Origin of the sequence: Ruegeria conchae, from assembly GCF_000192475.1 — a bacterium.
In the GTDB taxonomy this organism is placed as follows: Bacteria; Pseudomonadota; Alphaproteobacteria; order Rhodobacterales; family Rhodobacteraceae; genus Ruegeria; species Ruegeria conchae.
In genome coordinates this window covers 44,787-70,497 of sequence record NZ_AEYW01000007.1, presented here as the reverse complement: position 1 = coordinate 70,497, position 25,711 = coordinate 44,787, and the positions used below count along the sequence as shown (strand labels likewise).

The 25,711-nt window shown below is 55.4% G+C and carries 29 protein-coding genes; 13 read left to right on the top strand and 16 right to left on the bottom strand.

The genetic code is table 11. The features are described from left to right. Positions 1-47: 47 nt before the first annotated feature. Genes G7G_RS0109345 through lpxK form a run of 4 tightly spaced genes read left to right on the top strand, consistent with a single transcriptional unit; the run spans position 48 to position 4,398 of the window. Positions 48-1,394: a TldD/PmbA family protein gene (locus G7G_RS0109345; protein WP_010440779.1), complete on the top strand. Its 1,347-nt coding sequence runs from the start codon at positions 48-50 to the stop codon at positions 1,392-1,394. After that, positions 1,381-2,181, top strand: a complete 801-nt coding sequence (locus tag G7G_RS0109340; protein WP_010440776.1) for an inositol monophosphatase family protein — start codon at positions 1,381-1,383, stop codon at positions 2,179-2,181. Before G7G_RS0109345 ends, G7G_RS0109340 begins: the two co-directional genes overlap by 14 nt. Next, positions 2,178-3,413: a 3-deoxy-D-manno-octulosonic acid transferase gene (locus tag G7G_RS0109335; protein WP_037321171.1), complete on the top strand. Its 1,236-nt coding sequence runs from the start codon at positions 2,178-2,180 to the stop codon at positions 3,411-3,413. The genes G7G_RS0109340 and G7G_RS0109335 overlap by 4 nt, the downstream gene beginning before the upstream one ends. Continuing rightward, positions 3,400-4,398, top strand: a complete 999-nt coding sequence (gene lpxK, locus G7G_RS0109330) for a tetraacyldisaccharide 4'-kinase (RefSeq protein WP_010440773.1) — start codon at positions 3,400-3,402, stop codon at positions 4,396-4,398. Before G7G_RS0109335 ends, lpxK begins: the two co-directional genes overlap by 14 nt. A gap of 38 nt (positions 4,399-4,436) precedes the next feature. On the opposite strand, the gene G7G_RS0109325 is transcribed toward lpxK, so the two are convergent. Then, positions 4,437-5,102: a DsbA family protein gene (locus tag G7G_RS0109325; protein ID WP_010440771.1), complete on the bottom strand. Its 666-nt coding sequence runs from the start codon at positions 5,100-5,102 to the stop codon at positions 4,437-4,439. 14 nt (positions 5,103-5,116) lie between these two features. After that, entirely contained in the window at positions 5,117-5,623 is a 507-nt protein-coding gene (locus G7G_RS0109320) for a DUF721 domain-containing protein (RefSeq protein WP_010440769.1), read from the bottom strand. 150 nt (positions 5,624-5,773) lie between these two features. Between G7G_RS0109320 and G7G_RS0109315 the strand changes: the two genes are divergently transcribed. Continuing rightward, positions 5,774-6,760 (top strand): A/G-specific adenine glycosylase, encoded by a 987-nt coding sequence (locus G7G_RS0109315; protein ID WP_238528784.1) that lies wholly within the window; start codon positions 5,774-5,776, stop codon positions 6,758-6,760. A gap of 59 nt (positions 6,761-6,819) precedes the next feature. Beyond that, positions 6,820-7,956, top strand: coding sequence for an alkane 1-monooxygenase (locus tag G7G_RS0109310; RefSeq protein WP_010440765.1), 1,137 nt, complete (start codon positions 6,820-6,822; stop codon positions 7,954-7,956). A gap of 78 nt (positions 7,957-8,034) precedes the next feature. Here G7G_RS0109310 and G7G_RS0109305 read toward each other — a convergent pair whose 3' ends face one another. The 4 genes from G7G_RS0109305 to G7G_RS0109290 form a co-directional block, all read right to left on the bottom strand. Beyond that, on the bottom strand, positions 8,035-9,423 hold the full coding sequence (locus G7G_RS0109305) for an adenylate/guanylate cyclase domain-containing protein (protein ID WP_010440763.1): 1,389 nt from the start codon (positions 9,421-9,423) through the stop codon (positions 8,035-8,037). A 139-nt stretch (positions 9,424-9,562) separates the two neighbouring features. Then, a complete protein-coding gene (locus G7G_RS0109300; RefSeq protein ID WP_010440761.1) occupies positions 9,563-10,666 on the bottom strand; it encodes a site-specific DNA-methyltransferase in 1,104 nt (367 codons plus the stop codon). A gap of 105 nt (positions 10,667-10,771) precedes the next feature. Beyond that, positions 10,772-11,389: a ribonuclease HII gene (locus tag G7G_RS0109295; RefSeq protein ID WP_029621872.1), complete on the bottom strand. Its 618-nt coding sequence runs from the start codon at positions 11,387-11,389 to the stop codon at positions 10,772-10,774. Positions 11,390-11,499: 110 nt separating this feature from the next. Beyond that, positions 11,500-11,979 (bottom strand): hypothetical protein, encoded by a 480-nt coding sequence (locus G7G_RS0109290; protein ID WP_010440757.1) that lies wholly within the window; start codon positions 11,977-11,979, stop codon positions 11,500-11,502. A gap of 176 nt (positions 11,980-12,155) precedes the next feature. Between G7G_RS0109290 and G7G_RS0109285 the strand changes: the two genes are divergently transcribed. The 3 genes from G7G_RS0109285 to G7G_RS0109275 all read left to right on the top strand — a co-directional run bounded on the left by G7G_RS0109285 (position 12,156) and on the right by G7G_RS0109275 (position 14,766). Continuing rightward, positions 12,156-12,443: a hypothetical protein gene (locus G7G_RS0109285; protein ID WP_010440755.1), complete on the top strand. Its 288-nt coding sequence runs from the start codon at positions 12,156-12,158 to the stop codon at positions 12,441-12,443. Further along, entirely contained in the window at positions 12,415-13,116 is a 702-nt protein-coding gene (locus G7G_RS0109280) for a winged helix-turn-helix domain-containing protein (RefSeq protein ID WP_010440753.1), read from the top strand. Before G7G_RS0109285 ends, G7G_RS0109280 begins: the two co-directional genes overlap by 29 nt. A gap of 90 nt (positions 13,117-13,206) precedes the next feature. Continuing rightward, complete coding sequence (locus tag G7G_RS0109275; protein WP_010440751.1) at positions 13,207-14,766, top strand: DUF427 domain-containing protein; 1,560 nt, start codon at positions 13,207-13,209, stop codon at positions 14,764-14,766. Positions 14,767-14,918: 152 nt separating this feature from the next. On the opposite strand, the gene G7G_RS0109270 is transcribed toward G7G_RS0109275, so the two are convergent. From G7G_RS0109270 to G7G_RS0109255, 4 genes are all read right to left on the bottom strand, one after another. Further along, entirely contained in the window at positions 14,919-15,716 is a 798-nt protein-coding gene (locus G7G_RS0109270) for a DUF1217 domain-containing protein (protein ID WP_010440749.1), read from the bottom strand. After that, positions 15,713-16,114, bottom strand: a complete 402-nt coding sequence (gene flbT / locus G7G_RS0109265) for a flagellar biosynthesis repressor FlbT (protein WP_010440747.1) — start codon at positions 16,112-16,114, stop codon at positions 15,713-15,715. The genes G7G_RS0109270 and flbT overlap by 4 nt, the downstream gene beginning before the upstream one ends. Next, positions 16,114-16,488: a flagellar biosynthesis regulator FlaF gene (flaF, locus tag G7G_RS0109260; RefSeq protein WP_010440745.1), complete on the bottom strand. Its 375-nt coding sequence runs from the start codon at positions 16,486-16,488 to the stop codon at positions 16,114-16,116. Before flaF ends, flbT begins: the two co-directional genes overlap by 1 nt. 77 nt (positions 16,489-16,565) lie before the next feature. Next, positions 16,566-17,813 (bottom strand): flagellin, encoded by a 1,248-nt coding sequence (locus G7G_RS0109255; RefSeq protein WP_010440744.1) that lies wholly within the window; start codon positions 17,811-17,813, stop codon positions 16,566-16,568. Between G7G_RS0109255 and G7G_RS24485 the strand changes: the two genes are divergently transcribed. Beyond that, positions 17,803-17,970: a hypothetical protein gene (locus tag G7G_RS24485; RefSeq protein ID WP_162096913.1), complete on the top strand. Its 168-nt coding sequence runs from the start codon at positions 17,803-17,805 to the stop codon at positions 17,968-17,970. The two genes, G7G_RS0109255 and G7G_RS24485, sit on opposite strands and share 11 nt — an antisense overlap. Positions 17,971-18,023: 53 nt before the next feature. Here the strand turns inward: G7G_RS24485 and G7G_RS0109250 are convergent, their stop codons facing one another. Both G7G_RS0109250 and G7G_RS0109245 read right to left on the bottom strand, forming a co-directional pair. Further along, complete coding sequence (locus G7G_RS0109250; RefSeq protein ID WP_010440742.1) at positions 18,024-18,371, bottom strand: flagellar export chaperone FlgN; 348 nt, start codon at positions 18,369-18,371, stop codon at positions 18,024-18,026. Further along, positions 18,364-18,636 carry a rod-binding protein gene (locus G7G_RS0109245; RefSeq protein WP_010440740.1) on the bottom strand — a complete coding sequence of 91 codons (273 nt, stop codon included), beginning with the start codon at positions 18,634-18,636 and terminating at the stop codon, positions 18,364-18,366. Before G7G_RS0109245 ends, G7G_RS0109250 begins: the two co-directional genes overlap by 8 nt. Before the next feature lie 113 nt (positions 18,637-18,749). Here G7G_RS0109245 and G7G_RS0109240 point away from each other — a divergent pair, with 113 nt between their 5' ends. From G7G_RS0109240 to G7G_RS0109230, 3 genes are all read left to right on the top strand, one after another. Then, a complete protein-coding gene (locus G7G_RS0109240) occupies positions 18,750-19,970 on the top strand; it encodes a flagellar hook-length control protein FliK (protein WP_010440738.1) in 1,221 nt (406 codons plus the stop codon). A gap of 3 nt (positions 19,971-19,973) precedes the next feature. Further along, positions 19,974-20,639, top strand: coding sequence for a flagellar hook capping FlgD N-terminal domain-containing protein (locus G7G_RS0109235; RefSeq protein WP_010440736.1), 666 nt, complete (start codon positions 19,974-19,976; stop codon positions 20,637-20,639). A gap of 147 nt (positions 20,640-20,786) precedes the next feature. After that, complete coding sequence (locus G7G_RS0109230) at positions 20,787-21,560, top strand: aminoglycoside phosphotransferase family protein (protein ID WP_010440734.1); 774 nt, start codon at positions 20,787-20,789, stop codon at positions 21,558-21,560. Here G7G_RS0109230 and G7G_RS0109225 read toward each other — a convergent pair. The 4 genes from G7G_RS0109225 to G7G_RS0109210 are packed head-to-tail and all read right to left on the bottom strand — an operon-like array spanning position 21,555 to position 25,685. Beyond that, positions 21,555-22,856 carry an NAD(P)/FAD-dependent oxidoreductase gene (locus G7G_RS0109225; protein ID WP_010440732.1) on the bottom strand — a complete coding sequence of 434 codons (1,302 nt, stop codon included), beginning with the start codon at positions 22,854-22,856 and terminating at the stop codon, positions 21,555-21,557. The genes G7G_RS0109230 and G7G_RS0109225 overlap by 6 nt on opposite strands. Beyond that, positions 22,853-23,671: an ABC transporter permease gene (locus tag G7G_RS0109220; protein ID WP_010440730.1), complete on the bottom strand. Its 819-nt coding sequence runs from the start codon at positions 23,669-23,671 to the stop codon at positions 22,853-22,855. The genes G7G_RS0109225 and G7G_RS0109220 overlap by 4 nt, the downstream gene beginning before the upstream one ends. Further along, a complete protein-coding gene (locus tag G7G_RS0109215) occupies positions 23,668-24,558 on the bottom strand; it encodes an ABC transporter permease subunit (protein WP_010440728.1) in 891 nt (296 codons plus the stop codon). The genes G7G_RS0109220 and G7G_RS0109215 overlap by 4 nt, the downstream gene beginning before the upstream one ends. After that, the gene (locus G7G_RS0109210; protein WP_029621870.1) at positions 24,558-25,685 is read right to left on the bottom strand and encodes an ABC transporter ATP-binding protein; all 1,128 of its coding nucleotides are present in this window, start codon (positions 25,683-25,685) and stop codon (positions 24,558-24,560) included. The genes G7G_RS0109215 and G7G_RS0109210 overlap by 1 nt, the downstream gene beginning before the upstream one ends. Positions 25,686-25,711: the final 26 nt, after the last annotated feature.

Sequence of the window (25,711 nt, the reverse complement as noted above, 5' to 3'; positions counted from 1 at the left end):
GACGAACGATCCGAGGCTAGGTCCAGTATAACCAGACCGGAGGCCTCATGACCCGAACACCTCAGAACATCAGCGACGAACTGCTGGACGCAGCCCGCAGGGCTGGCGCCGAGGCGGCCGATGCCATTGTTATTGATGGATCATCCGTTTCTGTAGAGGTGCGTGGTGGTGCGCTGGAACATGCCGAACGCTCGGAAGCAACCGATCTGGGGCTGCGGGTTTTTCTGGGCAAGCGTCAGGCGATCGTTTCCAGTTCAGACAGCCGTCCCGAGACCCTCAAAGCGATGGCCGAAAGGGCTGTTGCCATGGCCCGGGAAGCCCCGGAGGATCCGTTTACCGGTTTGGCTGAACCCGACCAGTTGATCACCGACTGGGACATGGATGCACTGGAACTTTTTGACACGGCCCCTGAACCCAGCGCCGAAGCTCTGATGCAGGACGCGTTGGCTGCCGAAGCAGCGGCGTTGGAAGTGGCGGGCGTATCGCAGGTTTCTGACGCGGCGTCGGCTTATGGCACTCACCGGGTTCATCTTGCTGCGACAAACGGCTTTTCGGGTGGCTACATGCGCAGCAGCCGTTCAACCTCATGCGTTGCCATATCCGGCGAGGGCACAGGGATGGAACGTGACTATGACGGTGACAGCCGTACCTTTCAGTCAGATCTGCGCGGTCCGGCCGAGATCGGCCGAACAGCAGGTGAGCGCGCGGTTCAGATCGTCGGTGCGCGCAAACCGCAGACCGGCAGTTTCCCTGTCGTCTTCGACGAGCGTATTTCTTCGTCCCTGATCGGCCATCTGCTGGCGGCCAGCAATGGCGCCGCTATTGCACGCGGAGCCTCTTGGCTGAAGGAAAGCCTAGGGCAGCAGGTTCTGCCGTCACACCTGTCGCTGATCGAAGACCCACATCGCCCGCGCATCTCCGGCTCGCGCCCATTTGACGCCGAAGGCCTGGCAACACACAGGCGAGCTATCGTTGAGGATGGTGTGCTGACTGGATGGACGCTGGATTTGTCCAGCGCGCGCAAACTGGAAATGAGCTCTACCGGGAACGCCGCGCGCGGCGTATCCGGGCCACCCTCACCCAGCAACTGGAACCTTAGCCTGACGCCGGGCGACAAAACACGTGCTGATTTATTGCGCGATATGGGGACAGGGCTTTTGGTTACGTCGATGATTGGCTCGACCATCAACCCCAATACCGGCGACTATTCCCGCGGGGCCTCGGGTTTTTGGGTCGAAAACGGTGAGATCACGCACCCTGTCAACGAATGCACCATCGCGGGCAATCTGCGCGACATGTTAATGCGCATCATTCCTGCAAACGATGCGCGCGTTTACTTGTCGCGCGTTGTACCCTCGCTGCTGATCGAAGGGATGACCCTTGCCGGCAACTGACCTGTCCCTGCTGATCGACGCCGCACTTGAAGCCGGAAATATCGCCACGCGCTATTCTGGCCCTCAGGCCCAGCGCTGGGACAAACCCGAAGGCGCAGGACCGGTTACCGAAGCAGATTTGGCCGTCAATGCAATGCTCGAGCGTGAACTGCAGGCTGCCCGCCCAGACTATGGCTGGCTCAGCGAAGAAACCGAGGATTCACCTGATCGCCTGACCCGTAATCGGGTCTTTGTCATTGACCCCATCGATGGCACCCGCAGTTTTGCCGAAGGATCACGCACCTGGGCGCATTCGCTGGCCGTGACTGAGCAGGGGGAAGTAACGGCAGCGGTCATTTATCTGCCAATGCGTGATCTGCTTTATGCCGCCGCGAAAGAGCAAGGCGCAACGCTGAATGGCAGACCCATATACGTTTCTGGGCGGGTGCAGCTGTCCGAAGCTGAGATTCTGGCCGCAAAACCTAATCTTGATCCGCGCCATTGGCTATCTGAGGCTGTCCCGGAATTTCGCCGAGTGTACCGGCCGTCACTCGCTTATCGGATGGCATTGGTTGCACAAGGACGGTTCGACGGAATGCTGACCCTGCGCCCCAGTTGGGAATGGGATATCGCCGCCGGTGATCTTATCCTGCGTGAGGCGGGTGGACGCTGTACAGATCGGTTGGGGCATCCTTTACGGTTCAATAATGCTCACCCTCGCCTGAATGGCGTTGTAGCGGCGGGCTCAGAGGTACATGAAAATCTTCGTTCCAGATTGGACCCGCGCGGGATCGGCATCTCTGCATGAGTAAACCACGATCTCTCAGCCTGGCGGCCTATCGGGTCCTTTCTTGGGGTGTTCCCAAGAACACCAGTTTTGCAGGTATAGCGCGTCCCGAGGGAGAAGTTTTATGGGTGCATGTCAGCACACCATACCGGCTACGCGCTGTTGATGATTTCTGTCGCCGCTTGATGTCTGCGCGACCGGGTTTGTCGCTGCTTCTAACAGCGCCTCCCGACGCCGATTTCGGAGAATGGGAAGAGTGCAGCTGCCAAATTCTAAAGCTCCCGGCCGAACACACCGGTGCCGCACGAGCTTTCCTGGACCATTGGCGCCCCGATATGGGACTTTGGTTCGGCGGTGGATTAATGCCAAACATCATTACCCGTGCGCAGGAACGGTCAATCCCGCTCGTACTGCTTGAGGCATTAGTTGAAGTGAAGACGGCACGAGGTGGGCGTTGGCTCCCGGATATTACCCGTTATACGCTGGATTGCTTTATGACCATCCTCACCACAAATGATGAAACAGCACGCCAAATCCGGAGGCTGGGGGTCAATTCGGCAAAAATTTCGGTCGAACCTCCTCTTCATATCAGCCCCAACCCAACCCCTTGGCCCGAGGATGAATTGATCGAGACCAACCACATTCTGGCCGGTCGGCCAGTTTGGCTGGCCGCATGGGTTCAGGCCAAGGAGTTTATTTCGGTACTCAGTGCACATCGCCAGGCACTACGATTGTTGCCGCGTCTTGCTATGGTTCTGCACGTGGCCGATGCATCCGAGGCCGCGCCATTGTACAAACGTTTAGAGGCGATGGACTTGCGATGCGCTAATTGGGACGAAGGTCATGCCATTGAGGATACAACGCAAGTCATCGTGTCGTCAGAACCCGAAGATCTGGGCCTTTGGCATCGTGTTTCAGCCGTGACATTCATGGGCAGTTCGTTAGAACGCAACGCAGGTGGTCAAGACCCGTTGATTGCAGTCGCGTTGGGATCGGCGGTGATTAATGGTCCGCATGTCGGCAATTACCAGGTCCTTTATGATAGGTTGAACCAAGCCAACGCCGCCCTAACCATAAAGTCAGCGACTGAGTTGGGCGATGGCGTAGTCGAGTTGCTGGCCCCGGACCGCACCGCAGACATGGCATTGGCCGGTTGGCAGATTGTAACCGAAGGCGCGCCACAGGCGGATCAACTGATCGACATGGTGCAAGACACGCTGGACCGGTGGAGGGCCCACCATGCGCGCCCCTGATTTTTGGAATTCGGCCCCCGATCAGTTGAACTTGCGGGCCAGATTACTTGCACCACTCGGCCGCATCTACGCGTCCGCGACAGCCCGCCGCGTGGCGAGCGGGCAGAGCCTCTCACCCGGGGTACCGGTAATCTGCGTCGGCAACCTGAACGCGGGCGGCACCGGCAAAACGCCAACCGTAGTATGGGTACTGGATTGTCTGAGGGGCATCTGGCACCAACCTCATGTTGTCACCCGCGGACATGGTGGATCTCTGGAAGGCCCGGTGCAGGTTGACCCGCGGAAACACACCGCGGCGCAGGTGGGCGACGAACCCCTTTTGTTGGCTGCATTCGCCGAAGTCTGGGTTGCAAAGGATCGTGCCGCCGGAGCACAGGCTGCCGCAGCTGCAGGCGCGACCGCTATTGTACTGGATGACGGATTTCAAAATCCCTCGGTCAACAAAGACTTTTCGATCATCGTGGTGGATGCCGCGCGGGGATTTGGCAACGGGCTGTGCCTTCCTGCCGGACCCTTGCGAGAACCCGTGGAAGCGGGGTTGAAGCGGACTGATCTTGTATTGTCCCTTGGCGATTCCGAGGCGCAATCGATTTTTGCTGAAAGATGGAGCCACGCCCTTTCGGTGCCCCACGCCACGGGTGAGATGCGACCGCTGCAAACCGGGATGGACTGGAGCGATACCTCTGTTCTGGCATTTGCGGGCATCGGATACCCCGAAAAGTTTTTTGAAACTCTGCGGCAACTAGGTGCAAAACTGCTGCGCGCCGAAGCTTTGGACGATCACCAACCGCTGACAACCGCCCTTATGAGCCGCTTGGAGAAGGACTCTAAAGCGTTGAGCGCCCAATTGGTTACAACCGAGAAGGACGCCGTGCGCTTACCTGCGGCGTTCCGAAGTAAGGTCCTTACACTTCCGGTTCGGCTACACATCAATCAGGATGAAATGGTCAAAGCGATGTTAACCAAAGTCGCACCCTCACCCTGAACGAATGGCCAGCCCGATACAGGCTGGCCCAACAGGGATTAGCTGCCCAGCTCGTCTTCGATCAACTTCTTGAAGTCGTCATAAGACTGGTTATCAACCTTCTTGCCATTCACGATGAAAGAGGGTGTCGCCTGAATTCCATCACGTTCAGCGTTCTCTTGGTACCAGGCTACCAACGTCTGCGCGCGGGTGCCGTCCTGCAAGCAGGCTTCAAGTTGATCATTGTCGATACCTGCTAGACGACCAATCTTGCGCAGCTCCTCAACGATTTCGGTGGGACCTCCGGCGCGAGTCCATTCAGACTGACCTTCATACAGCAGATCGGTAATGCCAAAGAACTTCTCGGGGCTCGCACACCGCGCCACCATCGATGCCCAAAGGCCATAGCGGTCGAAATACACCTCGCGGTAGGTGAACTTGACCTTGCCCGTGTCGATGAAGTCCTTCTTGAGCTGCTTATACGCGCCCTGATGAAAGTTCGCGCAGTGCGGACAAGTGTATGATGCATATTCGATGATCTCGACTGGCGCGTCTTCCGCCCCCTGCACCATCTCAACGATGGTTGACGTGTCCAGATCCGCCTCTTGCGCCTCGGCGGTACCGACAAGCGGGTTAGAAGGGATCGTATTACTCGACGTTGTCAGCCAATAGCCGCCAGCGGCTACGGCGACAGCCGCACATATTACGGTTGCAATCCGGCTCATTCCTCAGCCCTTTCTTAGCGTTTCTGTCTGGATAAAACGTTGCGGCCCAAACGTTCAAGGGCTGCACGCAAATCTTCATCATGAACTGCGCGCGACACATTGTCGGCCTCAGCTGCGACTTCTGGTGAAACAACAGGTTTTGTCTGTTTCGGTTTATGATCGAAACTCGCCTGCCCCTCGGCAAACCCGGTCGGCGCGGTCTGGGTGATACGTACCCGATTAATCGCGTTGTAACCATAGACGGCATTCACTTTGTCACGGAGCTGCTCTTTCTGCATCTCCAGCATTGGAGCCTGCGGCCCGGTTGTCAGCACCGTCAGCGTCGCCCCAAATCCGCCCTTGGCGTATCCTACATTCACCGGCCGGGCGATCGACGCGATGTCCTGGCCCACAATCTCGGCCCAATGAGTCAAAAGGCGCGAGACGGCAAAACCCCGGCTTTCCCCGGCCTGCCTGATCCGGTCATTCAGCAAAGTGGCGGTACGCTTGAACCCGCGGGTCGAAGAACGTCTGCGTTGCATCTGGTTTCCAACTCTTGCGCGGCTATTGTAATAAGCTGCGACCTGTGCGCCAGTGAAACCCGACAGGGAGTTACATAAAACTTGCGTGACTGCACCGAAATCGACCTGAGCAAGACGCTGTTGGACTGGTACGACCGCCACGCGCGGGAAATGCCGTGGCGGATTGGCCCGGTGGATCGCGCCGCCGGTGTCATGCCTGATCCCTATCGGGTCTGGCTTTCCGAAGTTATGCTACAGCAGACCACCGTAGCCGCTGTGCGCGACTATTTCATCAGATTCACCACCCGTTGGCCCACTGTCAAAGCCTTGGCACAGGCCCAAGACGATCAGGTCATGGGCGAGTGGGCTGGCCTTGGCTATTACGCCCGCGCGCGCAACTTATTGAAATGCGCGCGCGTTGTCGCTGCTGAGTATGATGGTCAATTCCCCGAGAGATACGACGAATTACTGACACTGCCGGGAGTTGGGCCCTACACCGCTGCTGCTATTGCAGCGATTGCATTTGATCAATCCGAAACTGTTTTGGACGGCAACGTCGAACGAGTCATGGCGCGGTTATATGACATTCACGATCCCCTACCTGGTTCAAAACCCCTGTTGAAAGAAAAGGCCGCGTCACTGACACCACCTCTGCGGCCCGGGGATCATGCTCAGGCGGTTATGGATTTAGGCGCGACGATCTGCACTCCTAAATCTCCAGCCTGCGGGATTTGTCCACTCTATGCGCCCTGTCTGGCGCGGGCTGCGGGTACGCAGACAGAATTACCGCAAAAAACACCCAAAAAACCGAAACCAACACGGTTGGGTCATATCTATATTGCCCAACGCAGAGATGGTGCTCTGCTATTGGAACGCCGCCCCGACAAAGGCCTGCTGGGCGGCATGTTGGGCTGGCCCGGCTCGGACTGGTCCGACGCGCCTGTAGAAAATCCTCCGTTCCCGGCGCGTTGGCAAGAAATACCGGGCGAAGTGCGGCACACTTTCACCCATTTTCACCTGATCCTGCGTATCTGGACGACCAAACTGCCCGATGGGTTTACTCCGGATGATTTTGTGATCATGGACAAACACCAGTTCAAACCCAGCGACTTACCCACCGTTATGCGCAAGGGGTTCGATCTCTGGCGCGGCCAATAGACCGCTGTGCAAAACATAAAGAGCGGTCTACTGTTCGGGCAACGCTTTGGAGCCCCAAGATGATTGCATCTGACACCCTCTCTCGCTGGCAATCTGCCGTTCCATTTTGGGTCTCATACCTGCTGGTCCCACTCATTTGGATGACCTCCTTCGCTGGTGGTTGGTGGGTCTTGATTGTGCCTCTTTCAACTTGGTGGGCCTTTGCTGTGCTGGATCAACTGACGGGGCTTAACTTGGAAAATGCCGACCCGGATGCGCCAGATGAAGAGCTGGACTGGTATATTTGGCTGACCAAAGCATGGGCTCCGGTGCAGTTCCTCACGCTTTACGGACTGATCTGGTACACGACCCGCGCAACGGGACTGACCACAATCGAAAAAATTGGCGTATTCTTCGGCATGGGCGTTATTTCAGGCACGATCGGAATCAATTACAGCCACGAGTTGATGCACCAGAAAGGCAAGCTGGAACGATGGCTGGGTGATATCCTGCTGTCGATGGTGCTTTACTCCCATTTCCGGTCGGAACATCTGCTGGTCCACCACCGCTATGTTGGCACCCCACGCGACCCTGTGACCGCACGCTACAACGAAGGCTTCCACCGTTTCTATCCGCGCGTCCTGCGCCAAAGTCTGAAATCGGCGTTTCACGCGGAAGCGAACAAACTGGCCCGCAAAGACCGCCCCTGGACAGCTTCCACGAACCCCTTCTGGCGGTATTGGGCCTTGCAATCGACCATGCTGCTTCTGGCGTATCTGCTCGGAGGATGGGCCGGGATAGGCTTATTCCTGCTGCAGGCAGGTACCGCGATCTGGCAGCTAGAATTGGTCAACTATGTCGAACATTACGGCCTGACGCGAAAATACCTGGGGGACGGTAAGTACGAACACGTCCACCCGCGCCACTCGTGGAACGCGTCGCATAAAGCGTCGAACTGGCTACTTATCAACCTGCAACGCCATTCGGATCACCATTACAAACCAAGCCGCAGGTTCCCTTTGCTGCAACACCATTCTCAGGACGCCGCCCCGCAACTGCCATATGGGTATCCGGTCATGACAATTGCTGCGATGATCCCACCATTGTGGCGACGCATCATGAACCCCAAGGTCCGAGCGTGGCGACGTCAATACTATCCCGAGATCGCCGACTGGCAGCCCTATAACAAGGCGCAGAACCCTCTGCCTCGCACCTAACCGCAGCACGCGCCAGCGTGCTCCCCCGCCCAACAGGAAGGATCGCATCTTTGATGCGGTTCTGACAGGCGGGAGCCCCTATTTTTGGAGCACCCAAAAATCCATCGGGGCGGCGACACCTCGCACCGTCTGATCCGGCCGCTGTTCAAATCCTGCCATCAAGTCTTCTGAGTTCGGTGTTTCTTGCAACGCTTGGGCGCGCAATGCATCGCTGACAATTATGCGGGCAGCGCATTCGCGCGTCATTGCCTCAAGCTTTGCAGCAACATTTACCGCATCGCCTATCACGGCGAACTCCAGCCGGTTCGCTCCGATATCACCCAGGACAACTGAGCCATAATGAACCCCTACTCCGATCTGGATCTCTGCCTCACCGGCGCGTTTGCGATCAATATTCCAGCGGTCGATCATATCGACCATCGACCGGGCACAAGCCAATGCATTGCTCGCATCCAATTCACCCGGCAGCGGTGTGCCAAACGTAGCCATCAATCCGTCTCCAAGATACTTGTCTAGCGTTCCATGGTGGCGAAACACCTCTGTCTCCATCCGCGCGTGGAACCCGCGCAACACCTCGATGACCTCATACGGATCGCGCCCTGCAGAAAACTTGGTGAACCCAACGATGTCGATGAAAAGAACCGCAATGTCTTCTTTGCGGACTTGCTTCAAAGGCTCATCGTTCTGGCTCAGCTCATCAACCACATTCGGAGAGAAATAGCGCGACAAGTTCGCGCGCTCACGTTCAAGCCCGGCATTCGACATCAACAAGCGATTGAGGCGCCGCATCGAAACACCAAGCGTCACTGCAACCATGACAAAAACAATCACCTGCTGAATACGAAGCGTCGGCATGAAACTGTTGGGATCCATGAATTCTGCGACGTCTGGATAACCTGCCAAGGCCTCGGATACACGCTCGCTGATCCCCGGTATCGGCGTGGAGACCCACCATGCGATAACCCAACCTGCTGTCCACATGAATGCCGTCCAAGTACCAATCGCGATGACGGTACGCCAGGAATAGGCAAGAGTTCCTGCAGCCAGAATGATGAAGAAATACTGGAAGTTGTCGAACCGATACTGCATTGCCAGCGGCCGCACGTCGTCGCTGAACGGGTTAGGAACGATCATACCCAATGTCATGATCAGCAGATCAATGAAGATCAAAAATAGCTCTGTTCGGGATTGACCAACGCGCCCCGCACGTCGGATCAGCCAACCATTGGCGCAGATCAGCAACAGAATGAAATGGTACCAGAGAACCTCCCAGTGGGGATTCAGGTAAATCAGCAATAGTGCCGTAAAGGCCATTGCGATCCAACGCGCCCGAACTGCAAGCTCCAAACCCTCACGCTTATTTCGCTCCAGCGCAGCTTCGGTGTACTTGTTGTCTAGGTCATAATTGTCCGGCTGCGTGAAGAACAGTCTGCTCAGACGAGATTGACTGGCGGTTGTCTCGGTCATTGCATCGGTCTCCCATATGCGCGGTCAGGGGCTACCCTATGCAATCATCCTATAGAAGAAAACAAAAGACCCCGCCAAAACGGCGGGGCAAGGCTTAGTGCCTTGTGTCAGGCCACAGGCACCGGCGGTATTGAGTAAATCAGCTATGCATCTCTGATCGGATCTGCTGACGCAGCACATCAATCGGCACAGTCTTGCCATCGCGTTTGAAGCACCAGTAAGTCCAGCCATTGCAGGACGGCGCGTTTTCAAGATGCGCCCCCACTTGATGGATCGAGCCCTTGACGTTGTCGCCTACCAACGTCCCATCCGCGCGTACCTTGGCCTTGTGGCGCTGGTTCATGGAATAAAGCTCCTCACCCGGACGCAGCATGCCGCGTTCGACCAATTGGCCAAAGGGCACGCGCGGCTCGGCGCGTTTGCTGGCGCTGACTTCCAGCGCCTCGCGGTCGAATTTACGGACCTTGGCGATGCGCTTTTCAGCTACCTCGCGATAGCTTTCTTCGCGCTCGATACCGATGAACTCACGCCCCAGCATTTTCGCAACAGCACCTGTGGTGCCAGTGCCAAAAAAAGGATCCAGCACAACGTCACCCGGATTAGTCGAGCCAATCAAAACACGATGCAGCAGTGATTCCGGTTTCTGTGTCGGATGCGCCTTGTCGCCATTTTCATCCTTCAAGCGCTCGTGCCCGGTGCAGATCGGCAGCACCCAATCGCTGCGCATCTGTACGCCTTCATTCAGCGCTTTCAGCGCTTCGTAGTTAAACGTGTATTTCGCACCCTCACGTTTGGAGGCCCAGATCATCGTCTCATGCGCATTGGTGAAGCGCTTGCCGCGGAAATTCGGCATCGGGTTCGATTTTCGCCAAACCACATCATTCAGAATCCAATAGCCAGCATCCTGCAGGGCGGAACCCACGCGGAAAATGTTGTGATAAGACCCAATCACCCAGATCGCACCATTGGGTTTCAGCAAACGATGCGCCGCTTTCAGCCAACCACGCGTGAACTGGTCGTAGGCGCCAAAGCTTGAGAATTGATCCCAGTGATCATCGACCGCATCGACTTGAGAGTTATCGGGCCGGTGCAACTGGCCTTTCAACTGCAGATTATACGGGGGGTCCGCAAAAATCAGGTCAACCGACGCCTCGGGCAGACTGTTCATCGCCTCGATGCAGTCCCCGGATAGAATCGTGTTTAAAGGGAGCGCGGTTGCGCCCTTCGTCTTGATTGTGGTCATATCACTGCCTCAGTTCCACGGCGCTTTTGCGCTCATTTGGTTGAGACAAGGATGAGTCAAAGATGATTCGCCGTCAATTTCTTTTTTGAATCAGCAACTTACAATTTACTCTTGATACAAGATATTGTGGACCGGTTTGAACGAACGTCTATGGTGTGGGGTCACCCCGAGATTTCGCAGCGCCTCGCGGTGCTGTTTTGTCGGATATCCGGCATTTGCCTCCCACCCGTAGCCGGGATGCTGTTGCGCCAAATCCACCATCAATTGATCACGCCAGATTTTCGCAATGATCGACGCTGCCGCAATCGACATCGATCGAGCGTCACCCTTCACCACGGCTTGCGAGGGTAGTTTCATCCCGCGCGGAATCATATTCCCATCGATCAGCAGAAAATCCGGTGCCGGGTCGAGCGCCGCGACCGCACGCACCATCGCTAGATGAGAGGCGCGTAGGATGTTGTGCTCATCTATCTCGGCAACTGTGGCTTCGGCCACCGCGACCTCTGCCCGATTGCGCAATGACTCATCCAAACCAACGCGACGTTTGGCCGTCAGTTTTTTGGAATCGTTCAGCCCGTCCGGAATATCCTGCGGATTCAATACCACCGCTGCCGCAACAACAGGCCCGGCCAATGGACCACGCCCAACCTCATCCACCCCGGCAATTCGGGTGTATCCGCGCGCTAGCAAAGCCCGTTCGAGTTCGAAATCAGGTGTCGTCATACCATTGGCAAACCGCGTTTCCTTGCCGGGCGCAAGAAAAAAGAAGAGGGCAGCTTGCGCCACCCTCTCCCGCGTGGCGCTTCTATGGCGCCACTCCTGCTCGAAACCGGTTACTGGTAAACGACGCGGTATCCTTTCTGGCGCAGGCAGGCGGGTTCGTATGCCCGTTTTACCCTTTTACCATTCCAGAAACCAACCTTGCATTGGTGTGGCAGGCTATCGGCATGTTTATAGTGCTTCTTCAGGCAGTTCGGCCCAAGCAGCGGACGCTTTTTCGAGTAGGCATTAAACGTACGCAGGCAACGTTGCGGCAAGTCATAACGAGCAACCCGCTTTGGCAGCGGGCGAACAGCATGTTTTTTCCTAGCCTTTTCCGCCTTGGCTTCAGCCTTCTTATGACGCTTGCGGCGCTCGGCCTCTTCGTCACGCTTCTTCTCTTGATGGTAGTGATTGACCGCCGCACCAATGATCGCGATTGCAGCCAGTCCTCCGAGAATATCCCTGGTATCTGCTGCCCGTGCCTGTGACGCTGAGATCCCGGTGATGGCAACGGCGACGGCTATGATCAGAGCAATAAATTTCCGGTGCATGATACGTGTCCTTTCGGATGATGGGGCAGGCCCGTGACGGACCGCGAAACTGATAACCCGACACTGCGACCACCCCCTCCAGACAAGCAATAACGGCAATCTGTTATCCAATATCAGCACCGCAAACCCCCTGAGGTTATTGAATATCCGCCCAACCCATGCGCAGGATGCAGCCCATGAAACAGATCCTCTCTTCTCTGGCTCTGACGGCCCTGATATCGGTTGGGTCGCAGGCCATCGCGGCAGATTGCTATGCCGACTACAAAGCCAAGCAGGACAATCCCTTGCGCCTGCACTATGGCGTCATGCAGGTCTCAAGCTGCGATAAGGGCTCGGCCCAGAACGAAGTCGCAAAGCGGCTGAAATCAAACGGCTGGACCCTGCTGAACGTGATGACCGTTTTTGAGGCGAATGGACTGGATCAAAGGAAGGCCAATGCCGGAAAATACTATCTCCGTTACTGAAGCGCGTCGCTCGGGGGTTCGGCTGGTTGGTCTGGGGATAGCGGCAGTCGTCGCGATCCTGGTGACTGCAGCGGTTTTCCTATTCTGGACGCTACCGGATGCGAACGCTTTCAACGCGCGTGTCGAGCGGTTGTTTGTCGAGTCTGACCTGACCTCACAATCCGAAATCCGCCTGCTGGAAATATTGGCCCAATCCGGCACAGCATTCGCCGATACGCTGTCCAGCTATCGCATGGTGATCTTCGTGCTGCTGGTCTTTGCCAGCGCCATGCTGATTACCGCGTTGGTGTTTCTGGTGATGCTAGTCCTGCTGAATCGCCGCATGGCGCAGATTGAGCGGACCGGGATTCAGGTGACCTCGCTGCTGATCAGCCGCGAGGAAAACACGGTTTACCTCAACAACATGGATTTCAGGCTAACTCCCGCAGCAATGGAAACCCTGTCGGTATTAGCCGAATCCCGGCTGGATGACGAAGTTCTGTCCGGAGCGCAGATCGAAGCCATGATTTCAGGGCGGAACGTGGTCGATTGCGAAGAAGCCGCTGGGGCCACCCGTATCAAACGCCTAAGGGACGCACTCGGCAATCAGATGGTCAGTGAATTGCTGGTGAAAAACATCGCCAAAAAAGGCTACATGTTGTCGATCGAAAAAGACGTAATTCAGATGGTCTGACTGCTTCACCGCGGTAAAATCTGTGTGCGCATCTTGGAATCGTCACCCTGAAGGCCCATCATATAAGGGCTTGGCCAGGGGAGGTTGCAGATGAACGTCCATGCCACACCAAATGTCAAAGGCTATGGTATTTCGGTTGAACCGTTAAAAGGGCGGATTGCGATCTACCGTGGTGATATCCTGCTCGCCGAAAGTCATAACGCCAAGGTCATGTATGAAACGCGGCTGCCCCCTTCGGTTTACATCCCGCGTGAAGACCTGTGCGTCGAACTCAGCCCCGAGACTGAGTTGCAAACATTCTGTCCGTTCAAGGGCACCGCAACCTATCACGACATCAGCCTGCCGGAAGAGCACCTGAGTAACTCGATCTGGGCCTATGAAGATGCCTTTCCCGAAAGCGCAGCCATTCAAGGACATATCGGCTTTATGCCCAACACGGCGACGCGGATCGACCTTGGAGAAAACCAACTTCGGCAACCCGATGACGGCAATATCAGCGGGCCTTTGATCGACTGGTTGATGCGCGGAGCGTCGGATATCGCAACACCCGATGCTTTCACCAAAGCACTGGCCGAGAAAATGCTGGAACACGGCATCGCAATACAACGCCTTAGCATCCTGGTCTGGTCGCTGCACCCTTTGATCGCAGGCAAACACTACATCTGGGAAAAGGACACGGCCGAGATTTCGACCCACACCCCGACCTACGAGATCCACGATCACCCTGCCTTTACCAATAGCCCCCTGCGCCACGTCTCAAACGGACTGGGCGGCGTGCGTCAACGCCTGAACAACGACAATCCGCATAACAGTTTTCCGATCATCGAAGATCTGCGCGCGAAAGGGGCAACAGACTATGTTGCCATGCCACTACCCTTTTCAGATGGGCGAATAAACGTCCTGACCCTGACCAGTGATCACCCAGATGGATTCACAACAGAAAACCTTGGCCTGGTTTTTGAGTGCTCTTCCGTAATCGCGCGCTTCTACGAGGTCTTCATGCAGCGCGAAAACGCCCAGGTTTTGCTTGAAACCTATGTTGGAAAACGATCGGGCGCTCGGGTTTTGGGCGGTGAAATCCGCCGAGGTGATGGTGATGATATAGATGCGGCTATTATGTTTTGCGATCTGCGCAACTCAACCGCGCTCGAAGAGACGTTGGGCCGCGATGAATACATCGATTTGTTGAACGCGTTCTTCGAAACAGTATCGGGGATCGTGCACGACCATGATGGAGAAGTGTTGAAATTCATCGGCGACGCGGTATTGGCTGTTTTCCCGGCGGGTGACGACGCCGCTAAAGCCCGGACCAACGCGCAGCTATCGGCGATTGAGATCGTCGAGAAACTGGCTGAGCTTCGCAACGGCGAAAATGATTATCATTGCGACTGCTCAATCGGCGTCGCCTATGGTCGTGTTACTTACGGCAATGTAGGCTCACAAGAGCGGCTGGATTTCACAGTGATCGGACAAGCGGCGAATATCGCCGCCAGACTAGGGGAATATGGCAAAACAGCCGGTCACAGAATCGTTGTATCCCACGATATCGAGCCCGCCTGTAAACAGGCCATCCCGTTAGGAGAGATCAAGCTGCATAACGTTTCGCAACCGATTAGTTCTTTTGCACTGCAAGCTTCTGCAGATATCTAACCGGATACTTAAATTGTTAGCGGATACGACGCGTCGAAAGATCTGAACACCTAGTTGCCGAAGCCAGGTCTTTACCACACTCGAATTCACGCTTCAGAGCTTTGGCGATTTCTGACCCAGATCGAACTCCGTCCGACATCCGGAGTTTAGTATCAAAACCCGCCACCCAGCAGGATCAACGCCGTCTGCGCAGGAGAAGTTACACTCTGGAATTGCGCGATCTGGCTGCGGGCCAGATAGGTATCCGTCAAAATTTCGACGGCTTCTATGTCCGTAAATTGCGCCAGATCCGAGGATCCGGTGGCGCGTTGCAACCGATCCTTAAAGACTTCAAGTTGTTTGTCTAAATCCAACTGTGCAAATGATCTGGGCAGGCCTAATGCCGTTTCCATCATGTTGCGCAATGGTGGCAATCCCATAAGGTCGAACCATTTTCTGTTCTCACTACCACCTTGTTGAGCTATCTCGCGCAAGGCATGCTGCGTGAATAGTGCGATACGCACCGATTCATCGGATTCACCAACCGATATTTCGAACCGGGCGGCCATATTATCTTCGGCGATCTTCTCCATCGCGCTGACCAAACCCGTCTTTGGAATCTCACCCGGCCCCAATCCAAAAGCTTTTGCAAAGTCACGATATCGGTTGTCAGCCAACCTGTTCGCCAATGCATCCTCCGCCTGAGTACCGTCCGACAGGATCTTTTGTATAAAAAACCGATTGTTCAGATCATCTTCGAGGCCAAAGGCACCCAAGGCGATCTGTAGTAAGCGACGATCAGCAACCAGATCTTCAGCCGAGCGAACATTTCCTATGTTTTTCAGAAAATACGCTGTCTCACGCTCATTAATCGACGAGTTTGAAAAACTTTGCAGTTGCGCGTCATACGTCCGCTGAAGAATTCGCCAGCCCACAATTCCACCGGTGGGTACGACCGGTTGAAAGGTCATTGCTCATACGCCATCAACCGCTCTTCTCGCGGTAATAGAGAGCGCAACGCTTTTAGGCACTTATAGTATTGCTCGGCCACCAACGCTTCTGTGGCATCGGCCAACACCCGGCGGCTATCGGTATCTGTAAAGACTTGGCTTAACTCCTCTACGCGTCGCAGCAACTGCTGACGCGCCTGATCGGGTTCTGTGTCACCAGACAGCACAAGCTGTGCTGCATAGCAGACACGACGCACTGGAGTGTTCACCTCTTCAGGGTGAATAGCATCGCGCAGACGCAGAACATTGGCTTGCGGTGTCATGATGGAAAATCTGCTGCGGCGTTCACCATTTTCGATGACGACACCGTTGATCAGAACCCGCTCTTTTGGGGCAAGCTTTAGCACCAGACCGCCCATCAATTCCCCCTCATTTGACGCAGTCCTCGCAAGACTGCCATGTTGATTTCAAGCAGCGGCTCTACTGTCGCTTTATTTCCCAACACCTGACTGCTGTGTTGTTCCGTGAATTCAGCGAGATAAAATATTCGAGCCCGCAGATTGTTCGGCAGTGCATTATCAGCATCCGCAACATCGGTCGCCAACACGCTCCATAACCGGCGGTTTTCATGCAATGCCTGGACGAAGGCGCTAAAATCCGTTTCCATGCGTGCTGACGCAGACTTTAGGCGATGTGTGATTTTGGATATCGCCTCATATTCCGTATCCCGGGGCGTTCGCGTCGGTGCAGCAGATTGCGCATAAGCGCGTTGGGCGAGCGTTTGCGGAGTCACTTGAAATCCTTCCGATTGTCCATCAGCGGGCAGTTAAGGCCGGGGCACGGTACGCGCGCCCCGGCTGAGTTCCTGAATTAGCGGAACAGCGACAGGATGGACTGCGGAGCCTGGTTCGCAATAGAAAGAGACTGCGTCGCCAGTTGTTGTTGCACCTGCAGAGCCTGCAACCGCGCCGACGTCTCTTCCATGTCGGCGTCGACCAATGAGCCAATACCGGATTTGAACGAGTCCGCCAGGTTCGAGATGAACTCTTTCTGGGTTTCAATCCGGCCCTGCGACGAACCAAATGCGGCCGATGCATCAATCGCGGTATTGATCAGTGTCTCGATGGTTCCTAGTGCTGCCGCGGCACCTGCATCGGTCGATACGTCAATCGACGACAACGCACCCAAACCGCCTGCTCCGGCATTGGTGAATTGCGCCGAAACGGTCACATCGCGATCTGCGTCGGAACCCGCTGTTGCAGTCCCGGTAACGAATGAGAGCGTACCCGCCGCGCTGGAGTCATAGTCGATAGCCACACCGGTAATACCCAAGGCATCAATCTGGTTCTTCAACCCAACTGCGACAATCGCATCAGTATAAGCTGAGTCGTAGGTGCCCGACGGGTCCAGATCTCCAGCTTGAACCGTATAGGAAGCAACTTTGTCACCGATGGTAATCGACACCTGGTCACCAGCAGCAAAGTTGTCAGTCGAGCTGTCGATAACGATATCACCCGAACCGCCGGACTTATCCATTGTGAACCCGGCCGCATCATTGTCGGTGGTTACGTTATCCGACCCCGCCAGAACCCCCTTCGACGCATAGCCGCCGGTCGACAAATCCTGGCTCGCAACCGAAATTGATGATGCATTTACGTTTCCAGCGCTATCACGATCCAGCGACGCAAGAATGGACGCTGTACCTGCCGACCCATCGACTAGGTTTAGACCATTGAATTGCGCCGCGCCTACGACCGATGCGATCTGGTCCCGCAATGCCGTCACATCGTCATTGATCTTGCCGCGGTCGACATTGTCTTCCTGTGCCGCAACAATCTTGCCTTTCATCTGGTTCAGCAGATCTGTAACCGTTTCCGAAGCGTTCCGTGCAACTGCCACTGTGGATTCACCCAGCGCCAGGCTGTCTTTGATGGCGTTGAAACCCTTAACGTCCGATTCCATCACTTTGGAAATAGCCCAGACGGCAGAGTTGTCCTTGGCCGTCGCCACATCTTTACCGGTCGAAATCGCGTTCTGCGTCATCGCCAGGTTCTTGTTTACGGATTTGAGAGTTTGCAGCGCAACCATTGCGCCATTGTTCGTCAGAATGCTGGACATATTTGTCATCCTCTTTGCGTTCGAGCGCCTTCGACGCCCATGTTGGACCCACCGAACCGGCGGGCATTCCGTCGTTCTGACCTTTGCGTCGCGCCCTGTGGCCTTCGCGCCACCTGCTGTTCCAGGTGCAATCCCAACTTTGACCCTGATCCCCTAACGGAGTGCTAAGACGAATAAATCCAAAGCTTTGGATTTGAATCAAACCCAGCCTTATGCACGCTTCTCCAGCTTTGCCTGCAAGCGCACCGAATACCCATTCCGCTGACCCGCCGCGTCATAAGTACTGAACTCCTGACGCACGCGACGCAGTTCCGACATGCGTTCAGCAACGGCGCGGATGCCCTCGGCTGCACTGGTCAATAGTGCCTGATTACGCGCGACTTTCATCTGAACACGAACAAGGCCGTCGCTATCAATGACTTTCAGGCCGTTGAGAGCATCAATCAGGTCTTCCTTTTCAGGTGCCAATCGGTTCAGGTCGTCAAGATCGCCGCCTATCAATGCCTTACGCTCCTGATCCAGCAGATCCTCCAACGCCTTTATCGGATTTTCACCCATCGGCCTTCTCCATCATTGCATTAAAGAGAACCTCTGACAGACCAATTCCACCAGCGCGGGCCATCTGCTGGGCCTGCTGCTGAATTAGAAACGAAGAAAACTGATCTTCACCTGCGCCTCCTCCGAACGATTGCCGCGCCTGCCCAAGGCCCGCGGATTTCAACATCTCGGCGAGAAAGGTCGCCTCAAGCTCGATTGAGGCAGCTCTAAGCTTATCTGAAGCTTGAGCGGCCGGCGTCGTTGCTCCAATCGCTGATATCGACATTGGATTCTCCGTAAATTGCTTCGAACTTTCATGATCAAAGAGGAAAGCAGTTAAAATAATTGTAACCTCCTGAGGTCAGAGTCCGGGTCAGGCAAACACAGCCGGAGCAAGAAATGTCCAACCCGCTGACCGTTTTGACGGCCTCAACCACAACAGGAAGCAAATCCGATGCCCAGCACGGGGGGGCGCGAGAGAACAAGGGAGCTCAGGCCTTTGAGGACGTCATGAACGAAGAGGCCGAGTTGAACGATCCTGAGAGCTTGCCAACAATTTCAAAACAGAAAGTCGCAGTAGAAGAACAGCCGGATGTCGAAATCAACGACTCTGTTAGAACTACTGTGAAACCACTATCCCAAAACGGTGATGAGGAGCTGCCAAATCCCGAGGCTGCGTTTCCGCAACTGTTGACGCTTGCGGACAGCGAATTGCAAGCGCCAAGACAGTCGGAAATAGCAGTACCCTCGCCCGCTGTAGATCCGGTGTCTAATCAGAACATATCCACTTCACCAACCGATCAGACAAATAGGTCGACAACAATAAGTTCGACCACCCCTGCAGCGTCCGAAATCCCGCCAGCGCCGGAACAAAAATCCGATAAAGTTGAAAAACGGGTGCTCACACGGACGCTAGGTCGGTCCGGGATCAGCCCGGATTCGAATGCACGCCCGTTTCAGTCTCGAAATTCGACCGAAGTCGGCATCCGCCCGGATTTAGACACACCGATCGCGTCGGTATTTAAAGTAGTCTCGCAGCAGCAAACAGCTAGCGCCACAAATGCGCTGATATCGGCCCAAGCCACAAATATAGCTCCTGTGGACACAATCCGCGAACCTGCAACAGTACACGAGATTCTCGATATTCCGACACTAAAGGAAGCCACAATTGTGCCCACGCAGCGGGAAACCATGGGCATAACACCATTTATACCCCATCGCGCCGAATATGCCCGCGCCATTGCGGGCCAACTGGCAGCCGTCATCTCAGCAAGGCCCGGCGTTCAGGGCGTAGACATTGCCCTCAACCCCGAGGAACTGGGCCGCGTCTCGATCACATTAACCAACCGTGAAGATGGGTTGCATCTGATGATCATGACGGAACGGCCAGAAACGCTTGATTTGATGCGGCGGCACATCGCGCTGTTATCCGCTGAATTCGAGAAACTTGGATACCAAGGTATGTCGCTTGATCTGGGCCTGTCCGGTAACACAGCAGAGCAAGAAAAAGATCCCGAGGCTCAGCAGTTCTCTGACACATCGGAGGTCGCTGTTGATGAGTTTCATAATGCACCAATAGTTCAATCCGGCCCGCGTGGTGGCCTTGATGTGAGGCTTTAAGCGATGATCACCCTGTCGAGTTCAACCGCAAACCCAATTGCAACCTCAGGTGTACCCAGCAACGCGCAACGTTCTGCTCTGACGTCGGATTTCGAGACATTCCTGCGCATGCTGACGGTACAGGCACGAAATCAGGATCCGCTGGAACCATTGGACTCATCAGAATACGCCTCGCAGCTCGCGCAGTATTCGATGGTCGAACAACAGGTCAAAGCAAATGAACTTTTATCTGGTCTGGCTTTGACGTTGGGATCGGTCAATCTGAATCAGCTTGCCAGTTGGGTTGGTATGGATGTTCAAGTTGCCGCACCATTTCAGTTTGAAAACCAGCCTGTTACGCTCTTTTCCAGTGCAGCTCCTGATGCAACCAGAGCTGAACTGATCATCCGCAACACGCAGGGCGACGTGGTCGACCGAATTACCGTACCCGTCGATGAAACCGAATTCGAATGGCACGGTGTTGACAGTACCGGCACTGCGTTTCTGGCAGGGAGTTACTCTGCGTCTCTCGCGAGCTATAAGGGAGACAAATTGCTGGCTGAAACCCCCACCGCAGCTTTTGGCCGTGTTGTTGAGGCCCAAGTTGGTGACGGCGCGGTCATGTTAACACTTGAAAGCGGGGCAGAAGTATCTGCGAATGAGGTTACTCAAATCCGAACAGGTGCTTGATCTGTTGGGCGGCGCAGGTCAAAGCTTGGCAAAATCGACTCGCTGCTCAATCTGGTAACTTCCCTGTCTGACCAAATCCCACCTCCGCCAAAGCTGGTTGCCCAGTTACATTCTCAAGGGCTGATTGATGTTCGAGCCCAATTCCAGGTGCTGTACGGTGGGCGTACAAATCAGGTGTGGAAGGTACTGTCGGATCACAGCGACGCGGTCCTCAAGCTGTATCGCGCACCGTTTCAGAACCCACTGTTTCGCAACGACGCTAGACTTGAGGCGAACTGCTTGCGCGCACTCAACAGCACCGGCTTCGTGCCCAATCTACGGGCGACCGGGTCTTTCGAGAAGGCGAGCTGGGTTTACTACGATCATGCACCAGGCAATCCATGGCGCGAAGGCGTCGAAAACGTCGCGGTTCTGCTGAGGCGACTACACAGTCTATCGATAAATCTGGACCTCCCCACTGGCTGCAATGGCAGCGAGGATCTGAGATGCCATGCTGAGCAGATTTTGCGCAGTTGCCAGAACGCTGAGACACAGCAGCTGATCGCGTTGAAACCGCGGGGGCAAATACCACCCTTTGCCGAGCGATGTCTGATCCATGGTGACCCGGTGGCGGGCAACATTCTGCAATCATCAGCCGGGCTGACACTCATCGACTGGCAATGTCCGGCCTCGGGTGACCCATGCGAAGACTTAGCGATATTTTTATCGCCCGCGATGCAGCAGCTTTATCGCGGTACACCTCTGTCGGAGGTGGAGGTAACGAACTTTCTAACCGCCTATGATCGGCACCAAGTTACTGCGCGATACTTATCTCTGCGCTCTTGGTATGGCTGGCGAATGGCGGCCTATTGTCTGTGGCGGGTCGAAAACGGATCACCCGAATATGTTCGGGCCTTTGAATTGGAAATTCAGGCCTTATAGATCCGCAAGACCAAGCAATGCATAGGCTGGCGGCATCAAGGCACGACGCCATCTACCCAATGGAAAACGGGTTGGCGGTTGCTTGATCGGCAAAGGAAGCTCGCTCGGTTGCCCGAGGACCATCCGGGCGAGGGCTCGGCCACAATAGGTCCCCATAGCAACGCCGTTGCCGTGATATGCAAAGCCCGCAAACAACCCGGCTTGATCCGGAACCGGACCCGCAAAGGGCACGAGGGCGCGGGACAGGCAGACCATACCGGACCAGATATGCGTAACGTCAATCGAGGCCCACGCAGGAAACAAGCGTCTGAAATCCTGCAACGCCTTTTGCCGAATGCGCATTTCGGCACGGGGTGACGACATCAATCCCCCACGCATTCCGAACAGAAACCGCCTATCGGGCATCAACCGGAAATAATGCAGCAGGTTGCGCGTGTCATATGCGATCTGATCCGAAGTCCAGCCTTGAGCCTGTAATTCGTTTTGGGACAGAACGCGTGTGACAAAAGCCGTCGATTGCGTCGGCATATAGCGCGCAGCCATCCATTGGGGTAAATCCTCGCTGGAATACCCATTTGTGCAGGTTAGCACGTTCGAAGCCCGAACTTGACCGGTGGGGGTATGCAGATCAAAGCCTTGCGCGATTTTGCATATCTTCTGAACCGGGCTGTGTTGGTACAACTTTGCACCCTCAGCCTGCGCTGCGTTGGCCAAACCAAAAAGGTACTTACGAGGGTTCAAACCAAAGCCTACAGGCGTTGTGTATCCGCCAAAGAACGCGCCTCCCAACCCTAAATCTGCCAGTTCATGCTGCTCATGCAGCTGGCCTTCTGAGGCGACGCTTTGACGTAGTCGTGCCATCGCTCGCTTGGAATGGGCCAGTTGAGTTTCACCCCGCGAGTGCCTGTCCGCATCGATTTCATGACGCGCCAGAAGATCGGCAACCAACGACACTGCGTCTTTTTCAGCCTGAAAATATGCTGCTGCCTCAATTGCACCGTAACGGCGTCTGAGAGTGGCTTCACTGAGCTTCGAACCACCCAGACAGCAGAATCCTCCGTTTCGCCCTGACGCGCCCCAGCCCAGAGAGTTCGCCTCGAACACAGCAACCGATACGCCCTCTTTCGCTAAATGCAGCGCTGCAGATAGGCCCGTGAACCCGCCACCGATTATGGCAACATCGACCTTCAGCTCTCCTTGGTGCTTAGGCCAATCAGGTGCCTCAATCGTCTCGTCCCACCAGCATCCTGAACGAGGGGCCGCACTGTAGGCGTAATCCGAAAAGATTCGCTTCATTCGGTGCGCGCCGCGGCTTGTTCATCCTGCTTTTGCCGCATCATCGCGCGTTTGGTCACCAATGATGCGGTGATGACACCCACCGTTACCACAGCGATCATAAGCGTCGACAACGCGTTGATTTCTGGACTGACACCCAGACGCACAGCCGAGAAAATCTTGATGGGAAGTGTCGTGGCGGATGGTCCTGAGGTGAAGGACGCAATGACTAGATCATCAAGCGACAAGGTAAACGCCAATAACCAGCCGGAAACTACGGCGGGCGCAATGATCGGCAACGTCACTAGACGAAAAGCCTGCCCCGGCGAGCACCCCAAATCCAGCGCGGCCTCTTCCAGCGACCTATCAAATGTAACAAGGCGCGAAGAGACGACGACCGAAACGAAACACATGGAAAATGTCGTATGAGCCAGAACGATGGTCAGGATCCCCCGATCCAACCCGATCCCGATGAATAACAGCAGCAGAGACAGGCCCGTTATCACCTCTGGCATCACCAGAGGGGCGTAGATCATCCCCGAGAATAGCGTTCGTCCAAAGAACCGCCCGCCACGCACCAGAACATATGCCGCAGCCGTGCCAAGGATCGTCGCCAAAGTAGACGAGAACACAGCAACCCGCAGTGTAACCCATGCCGCGTCAAGGAACGCTTCGTTCTGAACCAGCTCTCCGTACCATTTGGTCGAAAACCCGGCCCAGACCGTGACAAGCTTGCTTTCGTTGAAGCTGAAGATGATCAGGATGATCATCGGGATATACAGGAACGCGAACCCCAACGTCAGCGACACTGTGTTGAACCAGCTGAGTCTGCTCATTGTTCAGCCTCCGTCTGCTTTTGCTGGTTGCGCTGGAACAGCACGATCGGAATCACAAGGATCAGTAGCAAAACAACGGCCACCGCACTGGCGACCGGCCAGTCGCGGTTCGAGAAGAACTCTTCCCAAAGAACCTTACCGATCATCAGAGTTCCGGAGCCACCCAGAAGCGACGGGATCACGAACTCACCAATCACCGGGATCATCACAAGAAAACAACCCGCGATGATACCCGGGCGTGAAAGAGGGATTGTGATCAACCAGAAAGCCTGCATGCGCGAACACCCAAGGTCTTCGGCGGCCTCGATCAGCGACCCGTCCATACGTTCTAGAGACGAGTAAATCGGCAGAATCATGAAGGGCAAATAAGTGTAGACGATGCCAATATAGACCGCCGTATTGGTGTTAAGAATGGTCAGCGGGGTTGAGATAATGCCCGTCCACAGCAGCAGTTGGTTCAGATAACCTTCATTGCTGAGAATGCCCATCCACGCGTAGACCCGGATTAGGAATGACGTCCAGAAGGGCAAGATAACCAACATCATGAATGTGGGCCGCCATTCTTCAGGCGCGCGCGCCATCGCGTAGGCGATCGGGTAGCCGACAATCAGCGTAAGAATTGTTGAAATCAGGGCGATTTTGACGCTGGAAAGGTAAGCTTTCCAGTATAGATCGTCCTCGGTCAGCCAAACGAAGTTCTCAAGATCAAGCTGGCTGAAGAAGTTCTTAATGCCTGTCCAGCCCTCAGAGAAATCCAATGTCGGCGTGTAAGGTGGAATGGCCAGCGCGGTGTCCGAAAGTGAGATTTTCAGAACGATAAAGAACGGCACCAGAAACAGCGCCAGAAGCCAGACATAGGGAATGGCGATCAGAACAGCGCGACGCATCAGTTTTCCAACAAGACTGCGGCAGTCGCTGTCCAGGACAGCCAGACCGGGTCTTCCCAAGTAAACGAGCGGCGCGAGATACGACGGGTATTCGCCGTTTGTGCTTTGATGATCGTGCCGTCTGGCAGCTCAACATGATAGGTCGACAGGTTGCCCAGATAAGCGATGTCATGCACCTTGCCCTGGATCGCATTGATCGCATCTGTGGGGCGCTCGGCTGAAATGGCGACTTTCTCGGGACGGATCGCCAGATGGCAGCCCTGCCCATCGGACAATTGGGTTGCAGTTGAGGCTGTGAGCGGAGGTTGCCCCTCGGCCCAATCAATCCGATAGTTTTCATCCCCTTGTGCCGTGGCGCGCCCTTCGATGATGTTCACGTCGCCGATAAAATCAGCGACATAGACGGAATTCGGTGTCTCATAGATGCGATCGGGTGTCGCCACTTGCATCAACTTGCCCTGATCCATGACAGCCACTCGGCTGGCAACGGTCATCGCCTCTTCCTGGTCGTGAGTCACGATGACAAAGGTCGTGCCGGTCTTTTCCTGAATGTCCATCAACTCGAATTGGGTATCTTGACGCAGCTTCTTATCCAGCGCCCCCAAGGGTTCGTCGAGTAAAAGCAGTTTTGGCGCTTTGGCCAATGACCGGGCCAGCGCCACGCGTTGGCGTTGACCGCCCGAGATCTGATGCGGCTTACGGCGCGCAAACTGCTCAAGGCGGGTCAGGCGCAACATCTCTTCAACTCGTTCTTCCAGATCGCGCTTGGGCATGTTGTCCCGACGCAGACCAAAAGCGATATTGTCCCAGATGCTCAGATGAGGGAACAGGGCGTAAGACTGAAACATCATGTTCACCGCCCGCTTATTGGGCGGGATCGGATCGATATCCTGACCCCCAAGAAGGATATGGCCATCGGTCGGAGTTTCAAAACCGGCCAGCATCCGCATCATCGTGGTCTTTCCGCAGCCCGACGGCCCAAGCAGAGCAAAGAACTCACGCTCATAGATATCCAGCGAAAGGTTATCGATTGCGGTGAATGCGCCAAATCGTTTGGTGACGTTCTGGAACTGGATCAAGGGTTTCGCCTGCGGGTCGTCCCACGGCGCAAAGACTTCAGTGTTCAAAGTGGCCCCCGGTAATCGGTCAGGAT